This window comes from Streptomyces sp. NPDC002676 (assembly GCF_053592455.1).
In genome coordinates, this window is sequence record NZ_JBSFVT010000032.1 from 1 (window position 1) to 19479 (window position 19479).

Annotated in this window: 13 protein-coding genes and 9 pseudogenes; 9 read left to right on the forward strand and 13 right to left on the reverse strand. The window is 66.9% G+C overall.

Going from position 1 to position 19479, the window contains the following annotated elements:
• Positions 1–191: 191 nt before the first annotated feature.
• The 3 genes and pseudogenes from ACWD3E_RS40260 to ACWD3E_RS40270 all read left to right on the forward strand — a co-directional run.
• Positions 192–901, forward strand: a pseudogene (locus tag ACWD3E_RS40260) (IS256 family transposase); the annotation flags it as partial.
• Positions 902–1213: 312 nt separating this feature from the next.
• Positions 1214–1501 (forward strand): annotated as a pseudogene (locus ACWD3E_RS40265) (phosphate signaling complex PhoU family protein); the annotation flags it as partial.
• 424 nt (positions 1502–1925) lie between these two features.
• Entirely contained in the window at positions 1926–3074 is a 1149-nt protein-coding gene (locus ACWD3E_RS40270; protein WP_451392449.1) for an FG-GAP repeat domain-containing protein, read from the forward strand.
• Positions 3075–3107: 33 nt separating this feature from the next.
• Here ACWD3E_RS40270 and ACWD3E_RS40275 read toward each other — a convergent pair whose 3' ends face one another.
• The 8 genes and pseudogenes from ACWD3E_RS40275 to ACWD3E_RS40310 form a co-directional block, all read right to left on the reverse strand.
• Positions 3108–3569 (reverse strand): hypothetical protein, encoded by a 462-nt coding sequence (locus ACWD3E_RS40275; RefSeq protein WP_451392450.1) that lies wholly within the window; start codon positions 3567–3569, stop codon positions 3108–3110.
• A gap of 235 nt (positions 3570–3804) precedes the next feature.
• On the reverse strand, positions 3805–4794 hold the full coding sequence (locus tag ACWD3E_RS40280) for a peptidase (protein WP_451392451.1): 990 nt from the start codon (positions 4792–4794) through the stop codon (positions 3805–3807).
• A 42-nt stretch (positions 4795–4836) separates the two neighbouring features.
• The gene (locus ACWD3E_RS40285) at positions 4837–5364 is read right to left on the reverse strand and encodes a hypothetical protein (RefSeq protein WP_451392452.1); all 528 of its coding nucleotides are present in this window, start codon (positions 5362–5364) and stop codon (positions 4837–4839) included.
• Positions 5365–5983: 619 nt separating this feature from the next.
• A pseudogene (locus ACWD3E_RS40290) lies at positions 5984–6088 on the reverse strand (recombinase family protein); the annotation flags it as partial.
• Between the two features lie 2 nt (positions 6089–6090).
• A pseudogene (locus ACWD3E_RS40295) lies at positions 6091–6657 on the reverse strand (transposase domain-containing protein); the annotation flags it as partial.
• 223 nt (positions 6658–6880) lie between these two features.
• Positions 6881–7514: pseudogene (locus ACWD3E_RS40300) on the reverse strand (Tn3 family transposase); the annotation flags it as partial.
• A gap of 227 nt (positions 7515–7741) precedes the next feature.
• Positions 7742–8914, reverse strand: coding sequence for a M6 family metalloprotease domain-containing protein (locus ACWD3E_RS40305; RefSeq protein ID WP_451392453.1), 1173 nt, complete (start codon positions 8912–8914; stop codon positions 7742–7744).
• A gap of 350 nt (positions 8915–9264) precedes the next feature.
• Positions 9265–9765 carry a GmrSD restriction endonuclease domain-containing protein gene (locus tag ACWD3E_RS40310; RefSeq protein WP_451392454.1) on the reverse strand — a complete coding sequence of 167 codons (501 nt, stop codon included), beginning with the start codon at positions 9763–9765 and terminating at the stop codon, positions 9265–9267.
• Between the two features lie 511 nt (positions 9766–10276).
• On the opposite strand from ACWD3E_RS40310, the pseudogene ACWD3E_RS40315 reads away from it, so the two are divergent.
• A pseudogene (locus ACWD3E_RS40315) lies at positions 10277–10561 on the forward strand (helicase associated domain-containing protein); the annotation flags it as partial.
• Between the two features lie 317 nt (positions 10562–10878).
• Positions 10879–11103, forward strand: coding sequence for a helicase associated domain-containing protein (locus tag ACWD3E_RS40320; RefSeq protein WP_451392455.1), 225 nt, complete (start codon positions 10879–10881; stop codon positions 11101–11103).
• A gap of 83 nt (positions 11104–11186) precedes the next feature.
• Here ACWD3E_RS40320 and ACWD3E_RS40325 read toward each other — a convergent pair whose 3' ends face one another.
• Positions 11187–11555: a low affinity iron permease family protein gene (locus tag ACWD3E_RS40325; RefSeq protein ID WP_451392456.1), complete on the reverse strand. Its 369-nt coding sequence runs from the start codon at positions 11553–11555 to the stop codon at positions 11187–11189.
• Positions 11556–12157: 602 nt separating this feature from the next.
• Complete coding sequence (locus tag ACWD3E_RS40330) at positions 12158–12526, reverse strand: nuclear transport factor 2 family protein (RefSeq protein WP_451392457.1); 369 nt, start codon at positions 12524–12526, stop codon at positions 12158–12160.
• Positions 12527–13224: 698 nt separating this feature from the next.
• Between ACWD3E_RS40330 and ACWD3E_RS40335 the strand changes: the two genes are divergently transcribed.
• Positions 13225–14820, forward strand: a complete 1596-nt coding sequence (locus ACWD3E_RS40335; protein WP_451392458.1) for a beta-propeller fold lactonase family protein — start codon at positions 13225–13227, stop codon at positions 14818–14820.
• Positions 14821–14893: 73 nt separating this feature from the next.
• Here ACWD3E_RS40335 and ACWD3E_RS40340 read toward each other — a convergent pair whose 3' ends face one another.
• Positions 14894–15394 (reverse strand): transposase, encoded by a 501-nt coding sequence (locus tag ACWD3E_RS40340; RefSeq protein ID WP_451392486.1) that lies wholly within the window; start codon positions 15392–15394, stop codon positions 14894–14896.
• Positions 15395–15597: 203 nt separating this feature from the next.
• Here ACWD3E_RS40340 and ACWD3E_RS40345 point away from each other — a divergent pair.
• Positions 15598–16368 (forward strand): annotated as a pseudogene (locus ACWD3E_RS40345) (transposase).
• Between the two features lie 65 nt (positions 16369–16433).
• Here the strand turns inward: ACWD3E_RS40345 and ACWD3E_RS40350 are convergent.
• Together ACWD3E_RS40350 and ACWD3E_RS40355 are read right to left on the reverse strand one after the other, a co-directional pair.
• Positions 16434–17027 (reverse strand): O-methyltransferase, encoded by a 594-nt coding sequence (locus tag ACWD3E_RS40350; protein WP_451392459.1) that lies wholly within the window; start codon positions 17025–17027, stop codon positions 16434–16436.
• Between the two features lie 75 nt (positions 17028–17102).
• Complete coding sequence (locus ACWD3E_RS40355) at positions 17103–17723, reverse strand: TetR/AcrR family transcriptional regulator (protein ID WP_451392460.1); 621 nt, start codon at positions 17721–17723, stop codon at positions 17103–17105.
• Positions 17724–17808: 85 nt separating this feature from the next.
• Between ACWD3E_RS40355 and ACWD3E_RS40360 the strand changes: the two are divergent.
• Both ACWD3E_RS40360 and ACWD3E_RS40365 read left to right on the forward strand, forming a co-directional pair.
• A pseudogene (locus ACWD3E_RS40360) lies at positions 17809–18785 on the forward strand (alpha/beta fold hydrolase).
• A 192-nt stretch (positions 18786–18977) separates the two neighbouring features.
• Positions 18978–19436 (forward strand): annotated as a pseudogene (locus ACWD3E_RS40365) (transposase); the annotation flags it as partial.
• Positions 19437–19479: the final 43 nt, after the last annotated feature.

Genomic DNA, 19479 nt, shown 5'->3' on the forward strand with positions numbered 1-19479 from the left:
GGTCCCCGTCGTCGACCGCACTCGTGTCCGCAGTACTACCTTGTCCGGCCGTCGCTCGACCTCCTCGATCAGCAGCGCGGACAGGTACGGAAACAACTCCAGGAGCACATCACGAGAGCACCCGATGCATGATCGCGAACAGTCGGCACAGCCCGCTCAACCGTCCGGATCACAAGATCGTCGACAGAACCAAGATCCGCGACGGCGCGGTCGCCAACCGGCCCATCCATGTGGTCCTGGCGGTCACCAACGAGGGCCGGCGGGAGATCCTGAGGCTGTGGGCCGGCGACGGCGGTGAGGGTGCCAAGCACTGGCTGCACATCCTCACCGAGATCAAGAACCGCGGCGTGCCCGACGTGCTGATGCTGGTCTGCGACGGGCTCAAGGGCCTGCCCGAGGCGGTGGAGACGGTCTGGCCCAGGACGATCGTGCAGACGTGGGTGGTGCACCTGCTGCGGAACTCCTTCCGCCATGCCGCCCGCCAGGACTGGGACAAGATCGCCGAACTCCTCAAGCCTGTCTGCACGGCACCGACCGAGGAGGCCGCCCTGGAGCGGTTCGCCGCGTTCGCCGATGCCTGGGGCCGGAATACCCGGCGATCGTGAAACTGTGGGAGAACGCCTGGGAGGAGTTCACTCCGTTCCTGCGGTTCGACACCGAGATCCGGCGCATCGTCTGCACGACGAATGCGATCGAGTCTGTCAACGCGCGGATCCGGCGAGCGGTCAAAGCCCGCGGACACTTCCCCAGGGAGCAGGCCGCCCTGAAGTGCGTCTACATGGCGATCATGTCGCTCGATCCCACCGGCAAGGGCCAGGCCCGCTGGACCATGCGATGGAAGACCGCGTTGAACGCCTTCGACATCACCTTCGACGGCCGCCTCTCAGCAGCCCGTCAGTAACCAACGACCCCAGTTACACCGCTCGTTTGGCAGACCCCACCGGTCCAACGGCGCGAGGAGACCGGGGCCTCTCGTACGGCGCGCCTCTCGGAGCACTCAAAGCCGTAGGGTCCGCCCTCAATGGCTGCGAGGGCGGACCGTACAGGTGTGATCGGGCGGTCAGCGAGCGGGCAACTCGAACCCGAGGGCGGCCAGTGGATGGTGTTTTGCCGAGTGGCGTAGCAGCGATCTCCGCATAGCCCCTGGTCAGGAGGTAGTCATCGCGCAACTCTCCGAGTAGCGAAGCTCGTTGAATCGAGAGGTGACGCACACGCCCGGCGCCTGATGGCCCAGGGTGCCGAGGTACTGGTCACCAGGGACGTCGACGCCGCACTCCAGCTCGAGCACGACGACGATCGCATGGACGAACTGCACCGGACGATCTTCCAGCACCTCATGGACGACCGCCGGCACCACGGCGTCGAGACCGCCGTGGACGACACCCTGGTCGACGGCTACTACGAGAGGTTTGCCGACCACGCCGCGTCCGTGGCCCAGCGTGTGGTCTTCCTGGTCACGGGCGAACACGCGGACGAGCTGACCACGGCCAGGTCCGCATGACGTCTGTCAGGCCAACTGCCCAGCTGGCGCGCGAGGTTGGAAAGGGCACACTCATGCCCGGGTCGCATTGTCTGCTCCGGCGCACGCCGAAGAATTCTCACTACCCTCGCGAAATGTCTTTGTGCGCCAACTCGTGTCTTTGGGCGGCTCATTTTCCATTGACGGTATGTCAGAGGTGCGGGACCGTATGAAAGCTTTCAGTGTGGCGGCTTGCTCCTTCGAGGGGCCCGTCAGCGAAGACCGGCAACTGCCGAAATTCCCTGCCCCGGCTGCTTCCCCTTCTCGATTGTGTTTCTGCTGCCGGGTGGGGGTGCAGGATGCCATCCTGGAGGCCGGGAACTGAGAACCTGGTGGGTCGTCAGCACTGCCGTACGAATTCCTCGGGTCATCGCTCCCAGACTGGTAACAGGCGGAGGAGGAAGAAATGCCGCAGGAGAGGCCCGTCAAGAAGGCCCGGAGAAGCCCCAGGTACGTGTTCGCTGTTCTCGCGGCGGTGACAGTGCTGTTCACGGCTCAGGGCACCGCGTGGGCCGGTGCCCCGACCTTTGCCACCCATGCCGATTACGCGACAGGGGACACACCTCAGTCGGTGAGGGTGGCCGACTTCAACAAGGACGGCCACGCCGACCAGGCCGTGGCCAACTCGGCGGACGGCACGGTGTCGGTGCTGCTGGGCAACGGCGACGGCACCTTCAACACCAAGACCGACTACGGCACGGGTTCATATCCGGCTGGTGTCGCAGTCGGTGACTTCAACGAGGACAGCGATCCCGACTTGGCGGTCGCCGACCTGGCCGGTGACACGGTGTCGGTGCTGCTGGGCAACGGCGACGGCACCTTCAACACCAAGACCGACTACGGCACGGGAGCGGCCCCCTACAAGGTGGAGGTCGGTGACTTCGACAAGGACGGTCACGTCGATCTCGTCGCCTCCAACACGTCCGACAACACGGTGTCGGTGCTGCTGGGCAACGGCGACGGCACCTTCAACACCAAGACCGACTACGGCACAGGCGCCTTTCCGTTCTCGATCGTGTCGAAGGACGTGGACAAGGACACGAACCTCGACCTGGTTGTCTCCAACGACAGTGACAACACGGTGTCGGTGCTGCTGGGCAACGGCGACGGCACCTTCAACACCAAGACCGACTACGGGACCGGGGGCGAACCCACCCGGGTCCAGGTGGCGGACTTCGACGGCGACACCAACCTCGACATCGCGGTCCCCGATCTGGACGACGCGGCGGTGTCGGTGCTGCTGGGCAACGGCGACGGCACCTTCAACACCAAGACCGACTACACGGTGGGCAATGCGCCGGTCTCGCTGGAGGTGGCGGACTTCGACGGCGACACCAACCTCGACCTCGTGTCGGCCAACCCCGGCGACAACACGGTCTCCGTGTTGCCGGGCAATGGCGACGGCACCTTCGCCACCAAGGCCGACTTCGCCGTCGGAGACACGCCGTTCGGCATTGCCGTGGGAGACTTCGACGAGGACTCGCGCCCTGATGTGACGACTGCCAACTACACCGACGACACAGTGTCCGTCCTGCTCAACACCACGACCCCGTAACGCCGGCGTCGCCTGGCGTCCGCCGTTGGGCAGCTAGGCGACGGAATGGACCACCGTACCGGTATAGGTGCCCGCCACTGCACTGGCGGGCACCGACATGACCAGCGTCGGCTGCCAGATCACCGAGCTGTTGTTCGTGTTGACCGTGTTGTACAAGAACGCCGTGCGGGCCGTGTCCAACGTCACCTTGTCGGCGCTGGTCGGCTGACCAGGAACGTAGGTCCCGGGCCCCATCTTCGTCACGACGGGACCGGACCAGTACGACAGGTTTCCTCGCGCAACTGTCTCTGCGGCAGAGCCGCCTCCGGTGGTGAAGTTGGTGGCCGATACCGTCGCAGTCCAGTGCATCACGCCGCTGGTGGTGACTTTCACCTGCCCCAGCTGCACGGTCGTGGTGTTTCCCGGCTGTACTGATCCGATGTTGGCCGACGTCGGAGCCGTGACCGAGGGGGCCAGGAGCGCTTGGGGAATCGTGAACACCGCCGTGGCCGTCATGGCCTCTGCCCGTGGCGACTTCCCCGGAGGCAGAATCAGAGAGGCTGCACCCAGCACTCCTCCGATGCCGATTCGCAAAGAGATGCGGGGCCATGAGAGGGATCGCGAACCCACTCATTCTCCTTTACTCACCCGACGAGTTGTTCTTCTGCATTCTCGGCGAGCGGAAGGCGGCGTCCGTGGCCATCGGCCATTGGCTCCACCAGGTTCACTCCCAAGGTGACGCGAGAAGAACTCATTTCCGGTTTCCAGCGGCGCGCCGGCGCCGGTATCGAACGAACGACATGGTGGTGGCAGTGCTGACGGTCAGCATAATTCCACTGCCAGCAGCCCAGATCTTGCGATGGGACGAGGCGACGATCTTGACGTCGGATGAGCCGCCCGGCTCCGGGAACGTCAGGCGAACGGAAAAGCTGTGGCTCACCATCCCGCTTTCCAATTCCATGTGTGCCGTCCACGGCCCGGCGGGCAGACTTTTGTCCAGACCGTCCACCCTGACGGTTCCCCGACCGCCGGGAGGCAGCGTGGTGCCCTCGGTGACCGGAAGCGAGCCGGCGCTCAGCCTGTTTGGGCCGTCCGAGAGACTGAGCTTCCCCCTCAGATCCAGCGCGCGCTTTCCCGTGTTGTGCACGTGGGCGACAACACTCGGCACCCCCTTCTTGTCGCGAAGGGCGACGATCTTGCTGATCCGGAAGTCGGCGTACTCCCCGCTGTTGCTGATGTCCAGATACACCCGTGTGCCCACGCGCATGATGGAGCCAACGTTGTGCGTGGCATCTGGTGGCACTTCGCTTTGCGCCCACACCACGGCGTAGCGCTCTCCCGGCCCCGCTGTACCCGGCACCCTGATCGTGACCCTCGCCTCGGTCTTCTCCCGCGGCTTGAGCCTGACGAGCGCGGGCCTGACATGGATCCACCGGGTAAGTTCATTGGGCCTGCCGCCATCGGCGAACACGAACCTGTTGTGCTTGATCCACGCCGCGCCCGGGTACAACTGCACCTGCCGCGCGGTATCGGTCTGATTGTCCACCTCGAACCGGCGCTCGATGACGGTGCCCGGCTTCAGATGGTCAACGATGTACTGCAACGCCCGCGGGTCGTCTTGCCGCTCGACGGGGGCTTCGAGCAGCCGGAAGCCGACGTACCCGGAATCGGTCGATGAGTCCGCAGTGGCAGTCGGCGTATGGGTGATGGAACCCGCGAGGACGGCCACGGCCGCAGCCACAGCGCGACAGGACGATGCCTTTGTCTTGTGCACAGCTTCGGCTCAGGCCACAGAATGAGTGACGGTCCCTGAGTAGTTACCTGAGACCTTTGATGCCGGCACGGCCACAGTCAGTGCGGGATTCCAGGTGACAGAGTTGGCGCCGTCGCCACTGGCCCGGGAGAACGCGGTGCGGGAGCCGGCCAGGGTCCCCGCACTACCGGGGGTGTGCGCCGCGTTCGTCTCACTGGTTGCCGTGCCGGGGTCGTACGTCACACTGCTACCGGTGATCGTTTCGGCGGCCGTTCCCCCACCCGCTTTGAAATCGGAACTCAGCGACACCGTGGCGGTCCACGTGGTACCCAGCTGGGAGCGCTGGTCATTCACCGTCACCGGACCGATCGTGCCGGTGGCCGATCCACCCGGAGCAGCGGAAGAAAGAGTTGAACTTCCGGGCGCACTGATGGTGAGACCTGTTGTTGCGGTCACCGTGAAAGTGGTCACGGTATCGGCGGCCGTCGAAGGGATGGATGTGGCCATCACGGCACCGATCGTCGCGACCGAGATCATCACACCGCTGCGAATCTTCATTCCCGCTCCTACGACACCTGGTCATCTGACGCGCCCATGTGTATCCGAAGAGTCGGCAACGCCTGGACGAGACCTGAGGACCATCACGCTATTGGGGTAGCCCCAGACAAGCCGGACGGCCTAGTACTCCAGCGAGAAGTCCTTGACAGTGCCTGCTGCGTTGGGGCGACGGCTCTCGTGAGGCCGCGCTGTGCGAGGAGGTTGGGGTATGCGACGGGAACGACCGGTGCTGACACCGTCACCACGCGGGAGTTGCCCCGTAGCCGAGTGGTACGGGCCACCTCCTGTGATTGCGTGGCAGGTTGAGACGGTTCTCTTCTTCGGTCCCGGAGATACGGCAGGGACTCTACGGAGAGCTTGTAGGCGCTCCAGCCTCCCCGGGTGTGCGCCGTTCCGCCCCGGTCCACCAGGCGGATTCTGCGGCTGAAGGGCAGGGCGAGGTTCTGCACAGCCCCAATAGAGCGTGCTCGGCGTGGGGTTGGTCCTCGGTGGTTGAGAGTGGGCGCATGCCGGTACCGAGAAGGTGGGCAGGGCCGGCCTGGGGCGGTTCAGCTCGCGCTGAAAGTCCGCCGACGGCGACGAGGGTCTGCACCATGAACTTCACGGTGGACAGCAGTTAACCGGTGCGCAGGTGGCGGGCGGTGAGGTCCATCGCGGAGAACGCACCGTCGCAAACGCGCAGGGCGAGACGATCGCGGTGGAGGACGTCGAGCACGTCGAGGATTCGGCGCCGGTCAGGCCGCGGCTTCCGGTCTCCACCAGCGCCATCAGTCGCAGCAGCGGGTAGCCGGTCCAGCCGTACCGGTTGCGGGGCCGGCCGAACCGGCCACGGTTGCGTTCGGCGTCGGGCACCGTGATCGAGCTGCACCCGTCGAAGGCCACGGTGCGCCAGCGCCGGTAGCGCACTCCTGGCGTCCGTGGCTGAGCCGGCGGCCCGGCCACGATCTCGAACAGGGCCTTCATCGGTGCTGCCCCGAGGCGTCGAGCCAAATCGCCGAGTGCCTTCTCCGACGGCGTGGGCACCGGTAGTCCGGTCAGGCCGACGACGAGCTTGTCCCAGATCTTGGCGTAGCCCAGGTGCGGGAACAGCCCGAGGGCGAGCACGAAGTACACGCCCACCCGCGAGGGCAGGGCTCGTAAGCGGCGCTGGACGGTCCCGGTCTCCGCCAGGACGGCGTCGACCAGTTCGAACGGGAGGTACTTGGTCAACTCGCCCAGATGGCCTGGGGCGAAGACCCCGGCGGCGACGGTCAGGGTTCGTGTGAGCGTGCTGGTGGCAGACTGGCAGCGCAACGGAGCCTCGGAGAGACGGACTGATCTTGGCCCCTTGGTGAATCTGCTGCAGCGGACGCAGCACGGGAGTCGGAGGCTGCTGGTTGTCGGCGTCCGCCGGTGCTCGTGGGCTCGGCACGGTGACCGTGGCGAGGTTCAGGCGGGCTTCCATGTCGAGGTTCACTTCCCCGTACGGGCGGACGTGAGACCAGAACAGCGGGGTCAGACCGCGCCGGTCGGCGGGCGTGAGGACGTCGGCCCACTCCTGTTCGCCGAGGATGTCCTGAAGCATCAGGGTGTTCACGTACACCAGGGCGGACTGGAGGATCCAGGCACAGGACGAACATCTCCTGCTCGTCGCGCCGGTTCGAAGCGATCTCTCCGCCCTTGCCGTAGGCGATCACACTGTTGGCGCCGTTGGAGGACTCCATCACGTTCAGGCCCTCCTCGATCTCCCGCTGGAGGTCCCGAAGCCGCAGGCAGCGAGCGACGAAGAAGGTCTTTGGGGCACGACCGACCTCCAGCATGGCCGCGTAGGCGGGGTGAAAGGCGTTGCGGGTGAAACGGCGCAGGATCGCCTCGGTGGAGGCGGTCCGCGTACGGACCGCGGTCGCGTACTTGATCATTTGGTCGTACTGCTGGGTGATCGGTTCCCAGCGGATCGGGCGGGTCAGCGCCGGGGTGAGCCGCGGGCAGGCGTCCGGATCGCCGGCCGTCGGCCGGTACAGCTTCACCTCGTTGATCCGCTTGATACGCGGCAGCAGGTCGAAGTTCAGCAGCCGGGTGATGCCGAACCCGATCTCCGACTGGCCATGGCTGTCGGTGTAGTTGGCCTCGACGTCCATGGTGGTGCCGTGCCGCATCGCGCCATCGACCATCGCGGCGGCCTCGAGCCCTGGCCCCACAGCTCGATGCTGCGGGCGGCGAAGGTGGCGTTCGCGACAGAACTCACCAGATGCCGTACAACAGTTGATGTGCCTGTGCCGCAGGTGCTCCACCCGACCAGGAGATGAGGGCCCGTCAGCAAGCAGACGGACCCTCAGGCAAGATCGAGGCCAACCCGCGGATCAGACCATCCGACGATCAGAACGATCGGTGCTTCAGGTCACCACTTGATGGCGTTCACCGTGCTGTTGTGATCGTCGGCGGACCGGACGGTGAACTGGACGTTGGTGGTGGGGTCGTAGAAGGTCTGGCCCGGCTGCCAGGTGGCCATGTCCAGCGCGCTGCAGCCTGCCGGCGGCGCCGGGGCGTTCGGATTGCGCACCACCCGGACCGGTCCCCGGCCGGTCGCGATGGAGGTGTCGACCTTGTAGATGAGGACGCCGGTGGAGCAGGCGTTGTCGTCGTTGTGTGCCTTGCGGCGGGCCTCGGCGACGTAGGCCGTCGTGGGGCCGGTCTTGACCACCAGGAGCTTGTGGCCGCCGGTGTACTCGATGCCGTTCAACGCGATGGTGTTCTGGGTCCTGGGCTGGAACACACAGACGACCTGGTTGTCACCGATCCACCCGAACTTCCACGATTCCCAGCCGAAGTACTGAGGGCCCCGGCCGGTGATGTGGCCCATGAGGTCCCAGCCGCCGGTGTACTGGAACTGATCACCGCTGAAGGCGTACAGATCGGGGGCTCCGAAGAGGTGCACGGTCTCGTGGTCGGCCACCTTGAAACCCCAGTTCCACATGTCCGTACCGAACGTCGCCGCCAAACGGATCCTGGTGCCGTTGATGACGATCGGGTTGGAAGGGGTCCAGAACCATGCGGTGGAGTGGCCGATCCGGGAGTGGTCGGTCGGGACGATGTAGAACAGGTCGTACCCGGCCAGGCCGGCGCCGGCGCTGGCGGCGGCCCGGAGCGCGTCGGTCACGTACCGGGTGTGCTGCTGGTAGGTGAGATTGCCGAATCCGTAGGAGCCGGAGCTGGACGGCATCCGGATCCACCGGTTCAACACCGATCGCATGGTCAGCGAGGTCTTGCCGTACGAGGCGTTCCGCATCCACTCGGCTGCCGGGGACAGAAGGTTGTAGTAGTCGGCGACAGCACCGGCGCCGGCCGCGTCGGGGAAGTCCACGTACACCACGCCGACGTTCTTGGTGCCGAGGGGGTTCTGGAACTGGGTGTAGTCGGTGTTCTGGCCTTCGTTCACCTCAGTTCCTCGCCCCTGCAGCGCACACTGCGAGGTGCTTCCGTTGAAGGCATCGGCCCGCCGGCCGGGGGCGGCGGTCACGGCGAGCAGAGCCAGCAGGATGCACAGGGCGGAGGAGAAGAAAGCGCGCCGCATTCGTTGGATTGAGAAGCGCATGGAGCATCCCTATCGGGAGTGGGGGAATTGTTGGCGGCTGTCGTGCCGTCAACCGCCACCGCAGAGCCTTCTACAGACAGCGTGGCAGGTGCGGGACACTCGCCCAGACGAGTGAATCATTCAACCCAAAGGGCGCTGCAACCCCACTCGCGTGGCGCTGTCCACGCTGTGGGGCACCGGAACTCGCACGCACCCCCGAGACAACGCATCCTGCGCGTGCAGGTCACGCCTCCGGCCGGACCCCGTCCTGTCCGGCCGCCCCTCCGCCGCCGGCTCGCCTCGTGCAGCGCGCTCCCGCAGGGGCGGCCGGCTGGGCGCAGCGGTGCGGGTCAGTTCGTGCAGGTGTCGAGCATGGAGGACAGGGCGGTCTTCTCCTTGTCGGTGGTGGTCAGCTTCCAGACCGATTTGATGTGGGTGCAGTCCCTGGCGTGGGTGCACCAGAAGGCGTGGTTGGTGGGTTTCCAGTCGGCCGGCCCGCTGTCGGACTTGGAGGAGTTGGAGGACTGCGAGGCGATCAGCAGCTGGGGGTCTTTGAGGTCGTTCCCGATGGCCTTGCGGTGATCCGCGGTCCAGGTATCGGCGCCGGAGCGCCATGCTTCGGCGAGGGGGGCCATGTGGTCGATGGTGGCCTGGGCGACATTGGTGACGGTGGTGTCGTCGTAGACGGAGTACCAGGAGCCGGACGTGGGCTGGCAGTGGTCGGGTTTGTCCTGCACGTCTTTGCCGTCGCGGGCGAGGACGTCCTGGCGGGTGGTGCAGCCGTCGGGCTGGGTGGACCAGATGTCGAACTTGTCGCGTGCGTAGCCGTCCATCGAATGCGGCACAGCCACGGTCAGAGCGGCCAGCTCGCTGCGGGCGGTCGCCGTCGACGGGGCGCGGACGGCTCAGCCAGCGCAGGAGCAGCAGCCATACCGATCAGGAACAGTGCGGTTGCGGGCAGGCCGAAAGCAGCGCGGCGCATGAAGTCTCCATGAAGTGTGGGGGGTTGGAGATGCACACACGAGAAAAGCGCAGCCTCGGCACCCTCCGCTACGCGCGTCGACCAGCCCCGACAACTCCCCCACGCCACCTTCACCACCAGGGCACGGGCCAGGGGCAGGGCGGACATGCCGATCAATCTTCGCTGAGAAGACCTGGCGGTCACCAATCTTCACTGACAGCGCGTCACTGACAGCACGGGCCCGCCTGCGTCAGCTGCGGAAACGCGAGAGCCAGCCGCCGCCCGCCTTCTGCTCGGGCACGACCGGGCGCTGGTTCCGCTCCTGGTGCTCGCGGGGGGGGTTGCTCGGGCTGGCGTTCGGCGGTGACGGCCCGCTGTGTGCAGTCGTCGCACAGGTGCGGGTGGCTCTCCCGTGGGATGTCCCACCCGGCGGCCTCGATGGCCTCCCACCGGTCATCGGTGAACCGGGTGCCGCAGCCGGCACACACAGGACGTCGCACTTCGACGTCGCGTGGGAGGAAGGGATCGCGGCGGCGCGCGGGTGGGCCGAGCAGAACGGGCACCTCCTGGCGCCGTTGGACGCCACGCACCAGGGGTACCGGGTGGGCGTCTGGCTGAAGAACGCGCGGGCCGCCGCCCGGAAGGCTGCCGAGATCGAGCAGCGGCGTGCCGAGGGCCTGCCGGTGGGATCGTCGGCCGGGGCGCTGTCGGAGGGGCGGCGGGAGCAGCTGGAGGAGATCGGCCCTTCGTGGTGCCCGGCTTGGCCGGTGGAGTGGCAGCGTGCCTTCCACCTGGTCCGGTTGCACCTGGAGGCCGGCGGCGAGCTGCCGGTGGAGCCGGGCGTCGTCGTGCACCAAGGCGATGACCTCGGCCGGTGGGTGAAGTTGGTGCGGTTCGGCTGGGACAAGCTGACGGCCGTGCAGCAGTGGATGTGTGAGCAGGTCCTCGGGATTGAGCCCGCAGCCGAGGGCGCGAAGCCGCAGCGTCGTGCGCAGGCCGAGAGGTGGGCGATGACTACGAGGCCGCCACCCAGTTCTACCAGCGCGAGGGACGCCTCCGGGTACCGCGCAAGCATGTGGAGACGATTCTGGTCGGCGTCGACGGCGAGGACCATGAGGAGCGGGAACTCAAGCTGGGGGCATGGATCGGAAACCATCGCTCGCGGGCTGCGACGCTGTCGCCTGAGCGGGTGGAGCACCTCTCCGCCATCGGGATGCGGTGGGCATAGTCCCGGCGAGACTCAGAACGCGGGCTCGGCCGAGACGCCCGGGACGGCCAAACGAGAGGGGCCAGCACGTTCCAAAACAGGGCCTAGAGCTGTTCCTCCATGCCGATCGCCTCTTCCAAGCACTGCCGGGCCTGGTCCTGCTCGCCGGCCAACTGGTGCAGCAATGCCGTGGCCAGGGCATCCAGCTTGCGTTGGATGGCATGCTCGGCACGGCGCTCGGCATTCTTCAGCAAAGCGAGCAGCAGCAGCGTGAGCGCGCCCATCGCATCTCCTGCCACGTGCTGCCAGTCCACGGAGAGGCCGGCGACGTGGACCAAGACAAAGGCAGCGACCAGCAGGAGACAGGCGAAGAAGAACAGAGGCGAAGCGGTCAGGTTGGAGCCCACCTCCGCAAACCGTGCGAACCAGCCTCGCTGCGCTCCGCCGCGCTCTGCGGGATGCCGCAACGTCATGACGGCCCAGTGGCGGCCAAGCCGACCGGTAGATGAATACTCATGACATCCATAACGCTCCATCCCAGCGTCAGGTAGCGGAACACGGGCCTGTTCCACCGCGATGCGCAGCGGCGGCCTCCAGGGGCACACAGAGCGTGGGCATCGCGCTCGGAGCCTGGATCGGCAACCAATGCAGCAGAGCCACCATGCTGTCCCCGGAGCAGGTGAAACAGTTATCCGCCATCGGCATGCGCTGGGCGTAGAAGGCGCACCGAGGCCGCCCACTATCGGGGCCGTTTCCCCATAACCCGATGTAGGCATGAGGCCCGGACTGGGGGTCCGGGCCTTCGCCATGCCACGCGAGAGGGGCTCCGTGCCCGACCTCGGGCTCGAATGGGCAGCAGCTCAGGTAGGCGCCTTCTCAGATGTGGCAGACATGGCGGGGAACTCCCGGTCGTGCCTGCCGCATCCGGGGCCGGCACCCAAGGATCCGTTCGCTCTTCGCGGGCTCGGGACCGCCACGGGCGATCAGGCGGCGGCCTCGTGCCCGCAGTGCAGCGGACCGGCACACCGCAGGGGATGGAGCGCAGGTCCTCGCCGATCGCCTCCCGGGCAAAAACTCAGGCTTCTGGGAGCCGGTCGAGGAAGCCGAGGACGGAGGTGATCCGGCCATCCTCGGCAAGGATCACCACGTCCGAGCCGGCGACCGGCGCCGAGCCGTCGGCGGTGGACACCAACTCCCAGCTGAAGCGGGCTATGTGATGGTTGCCGTCCACGTCACCGGCCGGCCTGAACTCGAACCCGGGGAACTGTTCGTGCGCCGCCCGGATCACCGCGGCGATCTGCTCGTGGCCTCGCACGTCGGCCAGCGGGTCGGTGTAGGTGCCGTTCTCGGTCCACGCTGCGGCAACGGTCTTGGCGAGCGCCTCGGCGTCGGTGGCGTTCCATGCCTCGAAGTAGCGGGCGACGGCGGCGGTGTAGATCGACATGGCGGGACTCCCCTTTTTTGGTGAAGTGGCTTGACAGTCAGCTCAGTTGGCGCCGGTCCCGAAGCCGGAGTGGGCCGGCCCGAAACCCGATGCCTTCACTTTGCCGCGCCCCGCCCGGGCACGCGATTACCGCCCAGGTAATGGGGTGCCGACTCGCGGAAGCGGCTCACCGGCCTCGGACTGCGCTGGGCAGCGCAGGAGGCGGAAGAGCCCGCCCCCGTGCCGAGAATTTCCTGGGGGGCGCGCTGCCGTTCTCGCCTGGCCGCTGCACGAGGCCAGGCGAGAGCGGCGTCGCCCGGCACGCCCCCATGACAAGTAGCCCAGCGCACTGACGGCACAGCCCGAACGCGTGCTCTCCCCCATGCGGGACAGCGCAGTCACGGTGCCGACTCCTGGCCTTCGTCCTTACCGCGGGGCAGGCCGGTGACGCGCCTGTCTTCACCGACGTCATGGCCGCCTGCGTGGTCCCCGCCGCCGTGGCCGTCTGGTGGTCCTTGGCGAGCCCGGTGCCGACAAGACCATGCCCGGCGACGGGCCGCCCCTTTCTACATTTCCAGAAAATCTGGATTTTCAGGAAATAAGAAATTCACTCCAGGCCTGCCGGGAATACCGGGAAACTAATCGCCCATATAGCAGGAATGCGACACGGGTGATTTCAATTTTGGATATCGCGACAAAGTGGTAGCAACCTCCCTAAATTGATCTTCGAGTCATCGCAGATGATCTCGACGCCTTGGCGTGTGCCGGGCGTCTTCATCGTGGATGCGGAGGTCTCCGTGCTCGGATACTGGGCTTGTCGGTCCAAATTGGGCGGTCGCTCCGAAGGGCGGCCTGACAGGTGGTTGAGACGTCGAAGGAGGGAGCCCACATCGGCCAGGCGACGGTCCATGGTGGGCTTGATGGTCTCGATGGCGCTGTCCGTGGTCGCTGCACCTTCTGCAGTCGCCGCCCCATCGAACTTTCTCTACGTGGTCAATTCCACCGACGGAACCGTTTCGGTGATCAACACCACGAACGACACCGTCGGCGCGACACCCATCACCGTCGGCACGAATCCGACATGGGTGGCGCTCGTCCCGAACGGCACCAAGGCCTACGTCACGAACAACGGCTCGAACAATGTGTCGGTGATCAATACTGCCAACAACACTGTCAGCAGCACCTTCGCCGTAGGCAACGGCCCCCGAGGGGTGGCCGTCACTCCCAACGGTGCGAAAGCCTATGTGGTCAATTCCACCGATGGCACCGTCTCGGTGGTCAACACCGCAACCGACAGTGTCACCGGCAGCCCCATCACCGTCGGCAATACTCCCGTCGGGGTGGCCGTGACCCGCGACGGCGCCAAAGCCTACGTCGCCAACCTCAACGGCAACAGCGTGTCGGTGATCGACACCGCGACCGACACCGTCACTGCCACCGTCCCCGTCGGCACTGCTCCCTCCACGGTGGCCGTGACCCCCAACGGCGCCAAGGCCTACGTCACGAACAACGGTTCGAACGACGTATCGGTGATCAACACCGCGACCGACACTGTCACCGGCACCATCGCCGTCGGCACCCAACCCCGAGGGGTGGCCGTGGCTCCCAACGGCGCCAAGGCCTACGTCGTGAACAACGGCGCGAACAGCGTGTCGGTGATCAACACCACCACTGATGCCGTCACCTCCACCATCACCACCAACATCGGCACCGGCCCGAGCGGAGTGGCGTTCACCGGGAAGGGTGACAAGGCGTACGTCACGAACACCGGCTCCAACAACGTGTCAGTGATCGACACCTCCAACGACACGGCCAGCGCCACCCTCCTCGCAGTCGGCGGCGGACCGCTGGGAGAGGCAGCCTCCCCGGACCAGGGGGGCGAGGTGACCACATTCCAGGTCACCCCCACGGACGGCCTGACCATCGCCGTTCCCAACTCGGCCACCCTGAGCGCGGTCACCCCGGGCAATACCGCCACCGGCCAGCTCGGCCAGGTCACGGTGAGCGACCAGCGTTCGCTGGCCGATGCCAGCTGGGTGGCCACCGCCTCACTGACCGATGCCTTCACCACCACCGGCGGCAGCCCCATCACCGGCAGCGCCACGACCTACACACCCGGAGCCTCGATCTCCCCCGTCAACGGACCGTTCACTGCGGGCACGGCAGGAACGCTCGCCTCCACCCGAACCGCGTTCAGCCATCCGAGCGGTTCCGGAAACAACTCCGTCAGCTGGAACCCCACCCTGGACGTCGCCGTACCCGCAGCCGCCGTCGCCGGCACCTACACCGGGACGGTGACCCATTCTGTGGCGTAAACCACCGCCGCAACACCCGAGCCTCACCCTGATCGCCGCCGCAGCTCTCGCCGCGGCGGCGATCGCCCGCCCGCTACGGACGCATCGATCTCCTCTGTATTGACGAATGAGGATATATGGAGCTTGATCGTAGAGGCGCCGAGCTGCTGTTCCTCCAGGACGTGCGTCCCGTCTCCAGCGCGGCGACGAAGGAGTAGGGCCAGCCGGGGATGAACTGATCCGCGCTGCGGCCCCGCCCGTAGACATGGCAGAACAGCAACTCCGGGCTAGTCGGGGCGTCAGGACGCAGCCAGTTGCTCACGTCCACCGCGAGCACGATCCGCCCGTCGGCGGCACGCGGCAGCGGCGTGGAGGCCAACAGTCTGCGCAGGCGGCGCGGCTCCAGCCCGCCGTGGTTGACCGCGTCGTACATCGCACCGTGCCCACGCCGGTGCTCAGCCGCGAGCGTCAACTCGACCAGCGAGGTGACCGGGCCGTCCGAGCACAGCACCGCGTCGGTCAGCTCGAAGAGCACGTCCGCCCGGGTGTAGAGGCAGTCGTAGAACTGGACACGAAAGTGGGACAGGACGCTCAATGCGGCGTCAGCGGACTGTTCAGCGGCGAGACTCTTCACCAGCGGCCGTTCCTTCACGCGACGTTGCTCGACACCTCGAAGCGTGAAGAACGGCTGCCCTGCTGTCCCGGGAACGAACCAAGATCAGCGGGTCAGGTGAACGGCCGAGGTTAAACACTAAATGGCGTCCCGTAAGCCCTGCTCAGGCATGTGATGATCTTGGTGTGGGTGTTGTGGTGACGGCGGCTGAGCCGGAGTGGGTGGGTCTGTTCGCGGGACTCAACGAGCGGCAGTTCTGTAAGCTCGTCGGCCTCGTGCGGCGCCGGGGCGGAGGCAAACCGACCGGTGGTCGGCCGTGGGCTCTGTCTCTGGAGGACCGCATACTGCTAGTGGCAGCGTACTGGCGCACCAACCTCACCATGCGGCAGCTCGGTCCTCTGTTCGGTATCTAGAAGTCGGCTGCCGACCGTGTGATCGACCATATCGCTCCACTCCTTGCCCTGGCCCCCGTCCGGCGCCGACACCCGGCCGGCACGGTCCTGATCGTGGACGGCACCCTGGTCCCGACCCGCGACAGGAGCGTGTCGGCCTCCAGCAAGAACTACCGCTACTCCACCAATCACCAGGTGGTCATCGACGCCAACACCCGGCTCATCGTGGCCGCCGGACGGCCCCTGCCCGGAAACCGCCACGGCGCCCGCGCCTACCGGGAATCGGGCGTGGACCGCGCCGTGAAGAATGCACCCCTCCTCGGTGACGGCGGCTACCGCGGCACACCGGCCCTCATCCCGCACTGGCCCCGCAAGGACCGACCCCTCACACCTGAGCAGCAAGCAGACAACGCAGTCCACCGCCGGGCCAGAGCCCGCGTCGAGCACGCCTTCTCCCGGATGAAGACCTACAAGATCCTGCGCGACTGCCGGTTACGCGGCGACGGCGTCCACCAGGCCATCCTCGGCGTGGCCCGGCTCCACAATCTGGCCCTCGCGGGATAGCCCCACCCCAGCCATGGACCAATCCATTCCCTGCCCCAACACCCGCATACGGGACATCGTTTAGTCTAGAGGCGGCGCGCCGCAACAACCGCTGAACTGGCTGGCGTTGAGAGTATTTCAGTAGCGTCCAGGGCTGGATGAGCGAGGTAGAACAGGCGGAGTTCATCCACTTCGCCGCCGAAACAAGGCGGCCAATGGGGCGAGGGGGTGAAGTCGTCCAGGATGAGAAGGCCACCAGGAGCAAGCAGCTCGACGACCCCCTGAGGGTCGTCACGCTTGCCCCCGCCATCGCAGAAGAAGACATCGAAGGGGGCGTGCTGCTCAAGCAGCCGCCAGTCCCCAGTAAGGACGCTGACGCGGTCGTCGTCCGCGAAAACACTGGCCGCTCGACGGGCCAGCTCCTCGTCACGCTCTACGGTAACCAGGCGGGCACCCGCGCCGAGCCCGCTGTACAGCCAGGCGGTACCCACGCCCGCGCCGGTGCCGCTCTCCGCAATGACTCCGTGGGGTTTCGCAGCAGCGGCCAGCCTGAGCAACCTGCCCACCTCAGGGATGCAACTCTTCTCGAAACCCGCCTCAGCGGCGACACGCTCCGCGGCCACCACGCGAGGCGGAACCCTACGCTCTGCCATGATCACCCCCCTCTTCACCGTGCACATGACGCTATCCACCAGCAGAGGCGTCCACACGGAGTTTCGCCTGACCGGCCCCGGCAAACCGACCCGGTCACAGCACTAGGCGCTGCCCCCGGGCCCGTCCCCGAAGATCCGGTCCACGTGGTAGGCGAGCACAGCAGTGGCGGACTCCGCGCCGCGCTGGCCCACCAGAACGCTGGTGCCGAGCCCCGCGGACATGGCCAGCAGCCCGACCGCCTCCGCGTGCGCGTCCACCCCGGGCCGCAGCAGCCCGGCGTCCGCGGCCTGCCGCAGCAGCCCGGTCAGGGTCTCCTCGGCCGCGTCGGGATCCTTGATGAACGGCTGTGCCGCAAGGGCCTCGTCGGTCACGGACAGCATGGCGTACGAGGTGTAGAGGTGGTGGAAGAGGCGGCTCTCCGCGTCGACCGGCAGGGCGGCCGTCAGCAGGGCCTCGATCACTGCGCGCGGCCCCGGGTCGGCTCCGGCGGCACGGACCCGGGCGGTCACCCGCTCCCCGAACTTCCCGGCCAGGTGGCGCAGTCCGAAGAGGAGCAGCTTCTCCTTGGACTCGAAGTAGTACTGCACCAACCGGAGCGAGACACCCGCGTCGGCCGCCACATCCCGCATCCCCACCGCGTGCAGCCCGAGCCGTCCAGCGGCCTGGACGAGCGCCTCCGCGATCTCGGTCCGCCGCTCTGCGTGATCCACGCGCCTGGGCATCGTCCGGCTCTCCGCTCCTCGGCTCGCGCGTCCCGATCCGTGCTGATCGTTTCCGACGCCTTGATGATACAGCCGTACCATTTTCATGGTACGTTCGTATCACGAAAATCGACTGCCCCCGGAGGTGGCCGTGTCCGAACCCGCAGCCCGACCCCGCCCCGACGTCGGCCGCTATGTCAGCGACGCCTGGCGAGAGCGCTACTTCGCGGCCTGTGACGCGCTCTACGCACTGGGCGCGCCAGCGTCCTGGGAGCACGACGTGGAGACGTCGTTTGGAACCACGCACGTCTACCGCTACGACCCCGAGGACCCGGCCGCCCGCGACCGCACCCCGTCGTCCTTGTCCACGGCGCGGGCTCCTGCTCCGCCATGTGGTACCCGAACACCCCCGCCCTCAGTGCCGAACGCCCCGTCTACGCCATCGACACGCCGGGCGACCCGGGCCGCAGCGTGCACCGCGCACCGCTGCATGAGCCCGCCGACGCCGCACGGTGGCTGGACGAGACGCTCGCCGGACTCGGACTCGACCGGGTGCACCTCGTGGGCTCCTCGTACGGAGGCTGGCTCGCCCTCAACCAGGCGCACCGGGCCCCGCGGCGGCTCGCCTCGGTCACACTGCTCGACCCCGGCGGCCTGGAGAAGGTGGGGCTGCGCTTCTTCGTATGGATCTTCGTCAGCCTCTTCGCCAGCTTCGCCCCGAAGCCGCTGCGGCCCCGCCTCGCGTCCTGGCTGGAACAGCCGGTCCTCGTCGTGCCCGAACTCCGGGCCATGATCCACGCCGGGGTCCGTTCCTACCGCATCCGCCGGCCGGCGCCGCTGCCCCTCACTGAGGCCGAACTCGACACCGTCCGCACCCCGTTGTACCTGGTGCTCGGCAGGCGCAGCCTGCTCGTGCACCCAGACCGGCAGGTCGAACGAGTCCCTCGGCTGATCCCCGGCGCCAGAGCCGAGATCATCTCCCGTACCGGGCACGGGCCGCAGATCGACCACGCGGAGAAGACCAACCAACTGATGCTGGACTTCATGAACTCAGCCGAGCGCGGCCTGTCGGTGCCCCGCTAGACCCGTTCTTCCCAAGCGCCGTTCCGGCTGCGGGCCACGGAGCCGGAGCGGACGGGAGGACACGGGGGTGCCTCCCGCCCGCGCGTACCCCCGAGGTGGCCCACCGCTCTGGCGGATATGCCTTCCTGCTCGAACGCGTCCTGGGTCCTCGTCTGGATCACCCAGTCCTGCTTCTTCTCGTATGCCGCCGTGCTCGACCAGCGTCAACTCCTCGCCGCACGGATCGAGAAACTGCTGGAGGCACATCCTCTTTCGCAGGTCCTGATCTCGATGCCCGGCATCGGGGTCAGGACCGCAGCCCGCATCCTCATCGACGTCGGTGACGGCAGCAGTTTCGCCAGCGCAGGCCATCTGGCCGCTTACGCCGGACTCGCGCCCGCCACCCGCTGGTCCGGCTCCTCGATCCGTGGCGAGCCCTCGGCGAGGCGAGGCAACAAACAGCTGACGCGAGCCTTCTACCTCGCTGCGTTCGCCTCACTTGCTCAGCCAGACTCACGTGCCTACTACGACAAGAAGAGACGCGAGGGAAAGCACCACGTTGCCGCGATCGTCTGCCTTGCCCGACGTCGCATCGACGTCCTCTTCGCCATGCTCCGAGGCGGCACTTTCCACGAACCGCCCAAGATCGCTACAGCTGGACGAACACCATAGGGGCACTTTTGGCCCGGACATGGGCGGAGTCGAGGACAACGCG